The organism is Staphylococcus sp. GDY8P47P, assembly GCF_016892225.1.
Taxonomy (GTDB): domain Bacteria; phylum Bacillota; class Bacilli; order Staphylococcales; family Staphylococcaceae; genus Staphylococcus; species Staphylococcus borealis.
Map to the genome: position 1 here is coordinate 1 of NZ_JAFENV010000026.1, position 10,799 is coordinate 10,799.

Annotated in this window: 10 protein-coding genes and 2 pseudogenes; 2 read left to right on the forward strand and 10 right to left on the reverse strand. The window is 34.2% G+C overall.

The annotated features are described in order from the left end of the window. Window positions 1-98: 98 nt before the first annotated feature. Window positions 99-323: a helix-turn-helix domain-containing protein gene (locus JVV30_RS10610; protein ID WP_000205227.1), complete on the reverse strand. Its 225-nt coding sequence runs from the start codon at window positions 321-323 to the stop codon at window positions 99-101. A 417-nt stretch (window positions 324-740) separates the two neighbouring features. Here JVV30_RS10610 and JVV30_RS10620 point away from each other — a divergent pair. Then, window positions 741-2,042 (forward strand): annotated as a pseudogene (locus JVV30_RS10620) (ISL3 family transposase). A 308-nt stretch (window positions 2,043-2,350) separates the two neighbouring features. On the opposite strand, the pseudogene lnu(B) reads toward JVV30_RS10620, so the two are convergent. From lnu(B) to JVV30_RS10635, 3 genes and pseudogenes are all read right to left on the reverse strand, one after another. Then, window positions 2,351-3,153, reverse strand: a pseudogene (gene lnu(B) / locus JVV30_RS10625) (lincosamide nucleotidyltransferase Lnu(B)). Between the two features lie 53 nt (window positions 3,154-3,206). Continuing rightward, window positions 3,207-4,691, reverse strand: coding sequence for an ABC-F type ribosomal protection protein Lsa(E) (gene lsa(E) / locus JVV30_RS10630; protein WP_002294513.1), 1,485 nt, complete (start codon window positions 4,689-4,691; stop codon window positions 3,207-3,209). A gap of 442 nt (window positions 4,692-5,133) precedes the next feature. Continuing rightward, on the reverse strand, window positions 5,134-5,718 hold the full coding sequence (locus tag JVV30_RS10635; protein ID WP_002294511.1) for a recombinase zinc beta ribbon domain-containing protein: 585 nt from the start codon (window positions 5,716-5,718) through the stop codon (window positions 5,134-5,136). 61 nt (window positions 5,719-5,779) lie between these two features. On the opposite strand from JVV30_RS10635, the gene JVV30_RS10640 reads away from it, so the two are divergent. Then, entirely contained in the window at window positions 5,780-6,238 is a 459-nt protein-coding gene (locus JVV30_RS10640; RefSeq protein WP_002325145.1) for a hypothetical protein, read from the forward strand. A 50-nt stretch (window positions 6,239-6,288) separates the two neighbouring features. Here the strand turns inward: JVV30_RS10640 and JVV30_RS10645 are convergent, their stop codons facing one another. The 6 genes from JVV30_RS10645 to JVV30_RS10670 form a co-directional block, all read right to left on the reverse strand. Continuing rightward, window positions 6,289-6,540, reverse strand: a complete 252-nt coding sequence (locus tag JVV30_RS10645) for a hypothetical protein (protein ID WP_002294510.1) — start codon at window positions 6,538-6,540, stop codon at window positions 6,289-6,291. Between the two features lie 217 nt (window positions 6,541-6,757). Then, on the reverse strand, window positions 6,758-7,567 hold the full coding sequence (locus JVV30_RS10650) for an ANT(9) family aminoglycoside nucleotidyltransferase Spw (protein ID WP_002294509.1): 810 nt from the start codon (window positions 7,565-7,567) through the stop codon (window positions 6,758-6,760). Between the two features lie 131 nt (window positions 7,568-7,698). Further along, the gene (locus JVV30_RS10655; protein ID WP_204194201.1) at window positions 7,699-8,226 is read right to left on the reverse strand and encodes a phosphoribosyltransferase family protein; all 528 of its coding nucleotides are present in this window, start codon (window positions 8,224-8,226) and stop codon (window positions 7,699-7,701) included. A gap of 43 nt (window positions 8,227-8,269) precedes the next feature. After that, window positions 8,270-9,133, reverse strand: coding sequence for an aminoglycoside nucleotidyltransferase ANT(6)-Ia (locus JVV30_RS10660; protein ID WP_002294505.1), 864 nt, complete (start codon window positions 9,131-9,133; stop codon window positions 8,270-8,272). A gap of 32 nt (window positions 9,134-9,165) precedes the next feature. Beyond that, entirely contained in the window at window positions 9,166-9,900 is a 735-nt protein-coding gene (locus JVV30_RS10665) for a class I SAM-dependent methyltransferase (protein ID WP_000662263.1), read from the reverse strand. After that, window positions 9,881-10,714: a nucleotidyltransferase domain-containing protein gene (locus tag JVV30_RS10670; RefSeq protein WP_204194204.1), complete on the reverse strand. Its 834-nt coding sequence runs from the start codon at window positions 10,712-10,714 to the stop codon at window positions 9,881-9,883. Before JVV30_RS10670 ends, JVV30_RS10665 begins: the two co-directional genes overlap by 20 nt. Between the last annotated feature and the right edge of the window lie 85 nt (window positions 10,715-10,799).

Sequence of the window (10,799 nt, forward strand, 5' to 3'; positions counted from 1 at the left end):
TTTACTTTGCAACAGAACCATGCCTTCTATAAAAGGCAAAGATGATAATTTCTCTGTTACTATTTGAATAACATTACCTACCATATAAACATCCTCCTTTATTCGTTAGATATTTTTATTTCTTCTCCATCTGGTAAAATAAATGCCTGCACAAACTTGACACCTAGCACATCAGCAATGGCCTTCAACTCATCCAAGGTTACTGTTTCTCGTTGTAATTTTTTATTGAAATTCTGTGGAGTCTGGCCAATACGTCTAGCAAGTTCGGAAACACTTATATTCATTTGCTCACACAGTTCTTTAATCATTTCTGCCGTAGTCATACAGCACCTCCAAGTTTACGCTAAGAATATTGTAAACCATTTGATTGATAAACACAATAGTTATTAAAATATTATTATAATCAGCAAGCAAAAGAAAACCCACAACTCTACTGTAGAGTCATGGGCTATTTACTTTGGGTTTTTATATTTCCATTTCGATGCCAGATTTGAAGACTATGACGAAGTGGTCTTCATACACTGTAACGCTCTGGATTATCTTCCTTACAAGCTTATCATCATATTCTAAGGTGCGGAATTTGTTTTTGCGGATAAATTCAGGCTCTATAATTTATAGAACTGATGAATCATTTTTTGATTCATCAGTTCTATTTTAGTTTATTTAAGTAGAAAAGCATGTCGTCTATCTAGTAAAATTAAAGTACCAACCAAAATCTTAAATAGAAAGGACGACATGTCATGACTAATCATATCAAAAAAATGTTGCGAATTAAAGAAAGATTTAAATTTAACTTGTGTTGAAGAAGGAAAATACAAAGGTGTGAACACATTAATTATCACTGGTACCTACTCACCTAAGCTTACGGCCTGTAAGTATTGTCAGTCTCATGCGAACGATGCAGATGAAAAGAAAACCATTGTAAAAAATGGGAAAAAAGAAGTGACAATTCGTTTGGAATCATATCAAAATATTCCAACTATTTTAAAGCTAAAAAAACAACGATATTTTTGTAAAAACTGCCATCAACATTGGACAACTCAATGTTCTATCGTTGAAGAAAATTGTTTTATTAGTCGATTCATGACATTTAGAATACTAGAATTATTAACTCAAAAAATATCAATGACCGTTATCGCTAAGATATGTCATGTATCACTCACAACCGTTATAAGGGTCCTTAAATCTGTTGAAAAACATTTACCTGAAACGCTTAAACCACGCTCTTTTCCAAAAGTTCTAATGGTTGATGAATTCAGATCTCATGCCACCTATGAAGATAAAATGAGTTTTATTTGTGCCAATGGTGAAACCGGTGAACTGGTTGATGTTCTTCCTAGTCGTAGACTTGATAAACTAATGAATTACTTCAATCGTTCTCCCAAGGAGAAACGAGAACAGGTAAAATTTCTAGTGACAGATATGAATGCGGCTTATTTTCAGTTAACTAAAAAAATCTTTCCTTGTGCAGCTTTAGTCATTGATAGGTTTCATATCGTTAAACACTTAAACCAAGCTTTTAATGACTTTAGAGTCAGGGAAATGAAAGCATTAATAAAGAATCACCAGCGTTCTGAAGCCAATAAGCTAAAAGTAAATTGGAAATACCTATTAAAGAATCAAATGACTGTTTCTAGTTCAGAATATAAAAATTGGAGAAGCTTTCCTTCACCTAAGTTTCCCCCTCTAACAGAATCAATGATGATTGATCGTCTTTTATCATTTTCTACAGACTTAAAAGAAGCCTATGGCGTGTTTCAATTATTAACCTATCACTTTAGAAATAAAGATCCAGACTCATTTTTTGATTTATTAAAGAACTTACCGACTACCTTAGATCCACTATTTAAACAGAAGATTGAAAATCTGATTAATTATGAAGAAGGGATTCGTAATGCTTAACGTATAAGTATTCTAACGGAAAAATAGAAGCTAAAAATACTCATATTAAGATATTAAAAAGAGTATCTTATGGCTTCAAATCTTTTAGTAATATGAAGATAAGAATTTTTATGATAAACGACCTTGTCACAATTGAATAACTAAAAAAAGATGATGAATTTGAGAAAATTCTCAAATTCATCATCTTCAATATTTGTCTCATCAGTCCGATTTGACAAAGAGCCCGTTTTTTTATGTTTTCCTTACTTACTTAAAACAGTCACACATTCAATATGGATTGAGAGGACAGAATGAATGTCATTTGTGTATGTCCGTTCTCGGAAACATATCCACGACACTTTTTGCACTATCGGTAGACGGGAACATATCCATAGGCTTCGCTGTTTTTTGAAAAACTGAGGTATGCTGTTAATTTTCAGTACCCAATACTGTGAATAACGTTACTCTCCTATTCACTAATGTAATTCAACAATCTTTCTAAAATGTCATGTGTAACTTTTAAGTTGTATTGTTCAATAAGGTGACTTTGCAAATCCATAACTAATAGCAAAGAATTTTTATAGGCTTCAAATAATTCTACCTTATCTAATCGAGCAGTGGTCTTTGCAAATTTTTTATAATTTTCAAGGCTAATTTCTTTTTCAAGGTTTTTACTCATGTTTAGCCAATTATCAGCATTTTTTCTGCCATACGTATAAGTTGTAGTGTATTTTTTTGAAGTTGTGATAAGAGTTCTAATGAACGAGCATATTCTCCTCTTTTTAGAACGTTGATTCCCATCAACCATAGATTAGAGAAATTACACAACAAAAAATTAGCATTTTCTTCAGTAAGTCTATTTGGTCTTGCACCACTTATCTCTGATAAATAATTTTCTAATTGCCCTGTTTCATCGTAAATAAGCATAGCCTTCGTATCAGGAATATAACCTGAATCTTTAAACGAGGGGATTATGTTCATATCTTTTTCAGAAAGGAAATGAAATTCCCCACGTATAAGATTATCAAAAATAACTACCTCTGTTCCGTACTCATTTTTATAAAGCATCAAGTACGGAGCTACGTCAAACAACCAGTTGGATGAATCAAAGTTCGAGGTTATACTATCTTTCAAAAATATATAGAACTCTATATCAGAGTATTGGTCACCTTCTCCTTTGGTAAACGATCCATACATCATACAAGCTGTAATTCGTTCATCTGACTCAGTAAGATTCTTAACGTTTGCAATTAATTCTTTTTGTTTTAACATTTCTTCACCCTTTCATGTAAATATCTTTTAGTTATTGTGGCAACTCAAAATCTCTACAAACCTAAATTAATATTTTTCGTACAAATGTTATTGCAAAAAGCATCATCATGCTCCACAAACAATAGTGTAGGACAATATTCCAAAATCATTTTTTCAATTTGGATACGTGAAAAAATATCAATATAGTTCAATGGCTCATCCCATATATACAAATGTGCACTTTCACAAAGGCTTTTAGCAATTAGTACTTTCTTTTTCTGACCAGCACTAAAATCCACCATGTTCTTATCAAACTGCTCTCTATTAAAATCCAGTTTACGAAGAATCGTTTTAAATAGAGTTTCATCGATCTTATTATTATAGGCAAATTCAGATAGATTACCTTTTAAATATGAAGTATCTTGCGAAATATAAGAAATTTTTAGTCCACTTGCTAGCATAAAATTTCCGGTAAATTTAATATCATCTCCATTAATCAATTTTAGGATACTAGACTTACCACTCCCATTTTTTCCGATAATGGCAACTCTATCACCAATATTGACTCTGAAATTAAGATTACTGCATACTTCTTTATCTCCATAAGACAATGATAAATCATTCGCTTCTATTAAGCACTCTTTGTGAAATTCAAGTGGTGAAATTTTTAAGTCATCATATTGTTCAATGTTGTGGAGCAGTTCTGATTTTTGTAAAACGGCTTCCTGATGTCTTGACTCAATATTTTTGGCACGTTTCATCGCTTTTGCAGCCTTATGTCCAACATAACCCTTATCCAGTTTTGAACCAGAATTTGTTGTTCCATATTTACTTTTTTCTACTTTATTTGACCAGTTTGAACTACGTTTTGCTGCATAAGACAACCTTCCTATTTCTTTAAGGAGTTTCTTGTTTTCTGCCAGTTCAAAATTATCTTGTAACGTTTTGTTCTCCCACCAAGAAGTAAAATTTCCCTTTTGGATTTCGATATTCGTTTTATTGATAGATAGTATATGGTCAACACATTGATCAAGTAAGCTTCTATCATGAGATACCAAAATAAACCCCTTCTTGCGTTTCAAATAGTTTTGCACTACATTACGTGCATCGATGTCAAGATGGTTTGTAGGTTCATCAATAAGCAGGAAACAACTCGCTGTAAGGAATAAAGCTGCAAGAAGGACCTTCGTTTGCTCACCATTTGACAATGTATTAAACGGACGATATAAAGCATCTTCTTGAACATCAAGCAATGATATTTCACGAAAAATCTCCCAATCCATACATTCCGTACAAATACTCTTCATTACTTCAATTGTATATAGACTCTTATCTTCCACATCATAAGGAAAATACTCAAACTTAACTGTAGAACTTATATTGCCGGAATACGCATATTTGCCAAGCAGTAAATTTAAGAAAGTAGTTTTACCGCGTCCGTTTCTTCCAATAAAACCGAGTTTCCAATCTGTATCTATCTGAAAACTTACATTTTCAAAAATATTGTCATAACTTCCTTCATATGAAAAAGTTAGATTTGAAACATTTATTAAGGACATATATTTCTTCCTCCTTTACATTATAAAAATTTTATAAGCAAAGTCGGTTTTCGGCATTAATTACTCTATAATGTTATCCAACTCTGCAAGGATTTTGTCATGAATGACATAGTATCATTGTCTATCACGTTTATCTTCCTTTCTTTTACAAATATTAAAAGCCGCAAGAAAGTAAATTCTTACGGCTCAAAAACAAATACTATTATTACCTTTTGTTATACATAACATAAGGTTACTGTAATGTATTATTGAGTGTAGAATACTTAACTTTCTTGCAATTTGCATAACAAAACAAACGGTTCTATAGCCGTTTCTTTAAATATCTTATTATGCATCATATAATTAGCAAGAAAAGTTATACATTCTTCCACCTCCAAGTCGTTTTATTATATCATATTATCTTTAAAAATCCAATATAATTCTTCTGTTCTCTTTCTAAAGATTACCCTTCTACATCAATCTCGACTCCTGATTTGAATTCAACGGCGAACTTATCATGAAATACCGTAACTTTTTCTATAAGCCTCCTTACTAACTGCTCATCATATTCCTCTAACTCACAGGATTGTTCATTAAAGAAATCAGTCATTTCAGCGATTCGTTGCCTTTTTCCTTCACGCTCTGCATTTTCAACAAGTGCATTTTGCTTCAATTCTCGAAGGTGGTAGATTTCATCAGCCACATCTTCATAGTCATTCTTGGATTTTGCTTGGATAAGAAGCTGTTGTTGTAATTCTTCCAATTTGCTATCAATATCATTGGTGGCATTATCATTTTCTTCATTAAGTATAGTAGCTATGTTTTTCTGCAACGCCTGGAGGAAGGGTTCTTTGTTAGCCAAAAGTTCGTTAATAGCCTTGACCACTGCTGTCTGCAATGTTTCCTCGTTTATGGTAGGGGCAGTACATTCAGATCCTTTTTCCTCCAAACGGCTGACGCATCTCCAAACAATAGACTTGTAACCTCGGTTATTCCAGTGTACCCGGCGGTAAATATCACCGCACTGGCGAGCAAACTGCAACTGCAACTATGCAGGCACTTAATCTTAAAAGAACTACTTTCTATAAACTGGTGAAGGAAGTGATTGTATGATGACGATGTGTCCACGATGTTTAGAGCTATACAGTGAAATTTGGTCGAAGCCTTGTTGTAAATGCGCCGATAAGACCATTCCTGTTGATATTGAACTCATCAATGTCGTTCAGATGCTGCTCACTAGAGGCTTCGATGTATCTTATGCCACTTGTTACCCAGATAAAGAACAAGGTGAGATCGAAGCTATGGAAATTGAGATTCACTTTAGGGAATTGTATCCGCAGGCTCTCTTTGATGGTCTCCCACCTGACTGGATTGTAATTGACGAATACCCAGTTCTTGGCGGTAAGGTTCTTGATGAACCTGTTGATATCCTTACATGTGCAATCGAATATCGATTTGAAGAGAGCATCCATATTCAAAAGGATATCGCTATAAGCAATCTGGAAACATGGCTCGAAGAGAAAGACCCGCAATCTTGTAGGGCTATCCTTACATTGGCCGGCTTCTGAAAAAGTAAGACCCTCTCAACAGTAATGATCTGCTGAAAGGGTACTTTACTTTAATCTATGACCTTGAAGTGCCTTAATGCGTCTTTAATAGCTTCTACTTTATATTCTGGTGCTGGTTTATATGGGCGTTTTAGTTCTTCAACTGCGTTTGGTGCGTCGTACATCGGCAGGCCTAAGTTTCTTTTGACCTCTGCAATGTTTGCAGTGTGAACTTTGAAGCCGTACTTTTCTTCGATATACTCCTGAATAAGCCTGTAGGTGATACGATCTGGCTGGATTTTTCGGTCGTCTGCGTACTCCATTTTTACACTGATAAAATCGTCTGCACTTTTGTGGGACAATAAAACACACGTCTCAACGTGGCTCTAGTTGATGGCATTGATGTCTTAAGCTGATTTTTAACCCTTTCGTTCGCGGGAACGTATCAACGGTATTTTGATTATTTTTTAAGAAACTGATATATGGGGGAACATATCGAAGCAATCAATAATGCACATTAACAACTAGTCTTTGTTATATTTAAACTATTCGAAAAGGTAATTGGATATTAAGGGAAGACTCTATAGACTTTTTCATATGATTAACGAGTTCAGCCACCTCAGATTCCATTCCTTCCCACTTGTCAACACACTCTCCTAAATAAGCCTCTCTCGCTTTGTTGAGTAAAGTAGCATGCTCATCGGGTAATTGAGGTATCGCCCATTCAGCTGCCAGATCTTTTGAGCGAATTTCACCAGTAGATGCTGTCAGCCACATTCTGGCTAAAGTTAAAATCACATTGCGTTCGTCACCGTTAATGCTAGCTATCAACCCGGGCAACGATTCTTTAATTGCTTTTCGAATATCTGTCATTGGCACAGGCTCAATTACTTCTGTTGCCTTTGGTCCCAAAAGGTTAATACTATTTTTTCTTAGTTGTGCTAAAAGTATTGCTAAATCCGGATCATAAGTCGACTCAGGAATTTCTCCCTTTTCAAACTGCTCTCTTAGCCACTCGCCATACATAAATTCATATTTGGGGGGGAAATGCCAAGGGACAATATCCTTTTGATTTATGACCGTAACTTCAAGAGGCCTCATATCTTTTATGTTTCCTATTTTCCCAGATATAAGCATTAACCTATTTGTAAGATTCCTTCGAGTTTTTTCAGATAAACTTTGATTTGTTATTACCAAAATATCTACATCGCTATTCATACGTAAACCACCCATTACTGCCGAACCATACAAATACACCCCAATTAACATATTATCAAGTAGTTCCGCTATAGTTTTTAATGCTTGAATTGCTTCTTTCGGAATTTTTTTGTTACTTAAATCTATACTCAACTTCGATCTCCTTTCGTCTGAAAACTGTTTTTTAACGCCTCTTAAAATTTATAAAAAAAGAGTAAACATCTTTCGTTGTATTGTAAATTAACGCCATCCAAAATTTTGATTCAAGATTTTCTTTCGGTTTATTATATGTTTGAGCCAATATAAGCTACAAAACTGCTGTCTATCCATTTTTGAGTAACCTCATTTATATCAATCCCAATAGTAGCCAACCCAATAATGCTGCAATCCAATTTCTCTAACAAAGCTATTAAAGCCTTCATTTGAGAACATGTCTCTATCCAATCATCTACAATCAAAACTCTTTTGTTCCTCACAATAGAACTCTTAGATATTTCAAAGCTTTTATCTTGACCTGAATAGTCGGTAAAATGTGTCGAAATAATCTCTTCTTTTGCGTATGGCAGCTTATCACCTTTTCTTACTCCAATAAACCCCACTCCAAGTTCTTTGGCTATGGCAGTGCCTAGTATCCATCCAATTGCTTCTGGGGCAGCCACATAATCTACTTTATTTTGAAAATCCAATGATAGTACTTTTACAATTTTATCAAAAACGGTTTTATGTGTAAAAATAGTTAGTAAATCATATTTTCCAATTGAGTTACGAGGTAATATACCTCTAATTTCATTTATAACATCAGTACTTTCCATACATTTACACCCCTTGCTTATGGTTAATAATCTTTGCTAATCTTTAAAAATAGTCATTTTCAACATATTTTTTATACATGTCCTCGGTATATCTTGTTATGTTCTTACCATACTCTGGATAATCAAACCCCAGTAGTTCTGCTACCTCTTTGGACACTTCCCTGAACAATTGGTGGCATATAAATAATGACTTCCAAATATTTTCATAGGAATCCATGCGATATGTAGATAATAATCTATTCCATAGATCTTCATCAATGTATTTGTTAATATACTTATAATTTTTCCCAACACTTAATGAAAATTCTGTCTTTATCCCAACCTTCCACGACATCATCCTAAGTAGTTCAAACCGTAGAATCTGGTTCAGATGATCGATTGCAAACAGTATCTCTTTGCGGCACAATCCTTTAATAACATAAGGTGTTACATTCCAAAATTCATTGCAGCAATCATCATACTCCCTTGCGCTTGGCTTTCTTACATGATAATCTATATCAGTCGGAACTATGTCCCTTTTAATTCTACAATCTTTATCAATTAGAACCTTTATTAATTTATCGCCCTTTAGGTAATTATCTAACTCTTCCAAGGGCAATAAGGTAAGATCAATTTTATTGTAATCATCAAATAGCATAAGATAGGAAAATCCCTTTTCTTCAGGTGGGAATAATTCCATATCCTCCGGCTTTTGCATCATTATTATATTCCCAAATTGATTAAGCCAGTCATCATTAGATATAAACGGTTCTATATCACTTACAAAATATGTAATATCATAATCCTGAAATTCATCTTTAGGTATATTAATATTTGCGCGTGACCCCTCAAGGGTCACAATTCGAATACGTTCATCCTGTTCTGCTAAAGAAAGTACTAAATCCATCATTTCTTTTTCTGATCTCATTTACATACTCCTCGTTTATTTTTTCTATATTATTACATCTTCTTTTTTGCCGATACAATCAGCATCATTGGGCGTCGCATTTCATCCGCCATCCCCGGAATATCCATCATGTTCTCTGGCGGCTGTGGCTCCACAATCTGATTTATTATAAAACTATTTGAAAGCAGTGTATTTAGATATGTGGTCAGTGTTCTATGATATTTTGTAACCTTTTCTTCCAAAAACATAGCTGTCCGTTTGCCCTCATAATAATAATTGTCCACCGGGAAATGCAGTATTTCTCCTTTTTCGTTATAATACCAGTCTTGTGTTCCATGAGCAGTAAAAACAGGATGTTCAACTGTAAAAACTAAATTGCCACCAGCCTTCAGCATCCTATATATCTTTTTTATTAAATTCTCATAGTCTGCTACATAATGAAACGCAAGCGAACTTAGTATTACATCAAAGCTCTCCTCTGGGAAATCCACATCTTCTATGGCACAGCATTCATATTCAATCTGTGGAAAATGGGTTTTTCCTTTTGCTACTTCGAGCATTTTATGAGAAATATCAACACCTACTACAGAGGAAGCACCGTTTTCCATCGCATATATACAGTGCCATCCATAGCCGCATCCTAAATCAAGCACACGCTTACCCTTAAAATCAGGTAGCATCTTTTTCAAAGTCTCCCATTCTCCCGCACCAGCCAGTCCTTTCTGCGAGCGACTCATTTGACTGTATTTTTGAAAAAATATATTATCATCATATTTGTTTTCTTTCATCTGAACTCTCCTCGTTTAAAAAGTTATTTATCTCCGATACAATTTCATTCACTTCTTTATAAAGTTTCTCGGTCATATCGTAGCATTCAAAAAGTGAGATACCGAGTACTTCAAAAATATGATTTACCTTCTCGGTATATTTTTCAGGTTTATGTTCAAAAGTTTCAAGCAGTTTTATAGCTTTCTTTTCGTTGATACAATAAGCATTATTACATGCAAATAGTACTTGATTTAAGCATGAAATAATACGAAAAACATGGCCTGCAATATAATATTTATCCTCTACCCCCGCATTTGCTTTTACAAACATTAAAGAGAATTCAGCTTCAAATATAAAAAAGTTCATCAAGCTTTTCTTTAGAGCAGTAGGGTAAATTTCTGCCTGCTTTTTTAATTCGCATAAGCTTTCGTTCTTAGCATATAGTATTTTACTAATCGCTAATTCTCCACGATACATTGCACTTATATAACCATGGGGATGCCCGGTCTGATAATTGGCAGTAACAATTCCTTGCTCCGTATCTTTGATTATTTGTTCTACCCGTTTTATATCACGTAAAATCAAGTCAACATGATACCCATTTATAAATAACCATCCGCCGCCATTAATCCAATCACCCCACGCTCCGGGAGGCACAACAAGGTTGTTTCTATTTTTATCATCCAATTCTGTAGCAATTTGATTAATCGCTGTCAGGTCAAATGAGTCTGAATTGTAATAGATTCCGATATCTATATCAGAATTTTCTGTATGGGTGCCTCTTGCACGTGAGCCCCCTAATACGATGCCTTCGGTACTGTTGCAAAGTTGAATTTATAGAATAATTTTAACAAAAAGGAGTCTTCTTTAAGGACAATATCAGAGATAAACAAATTAACAAGGATGTTAACCCTGTAGC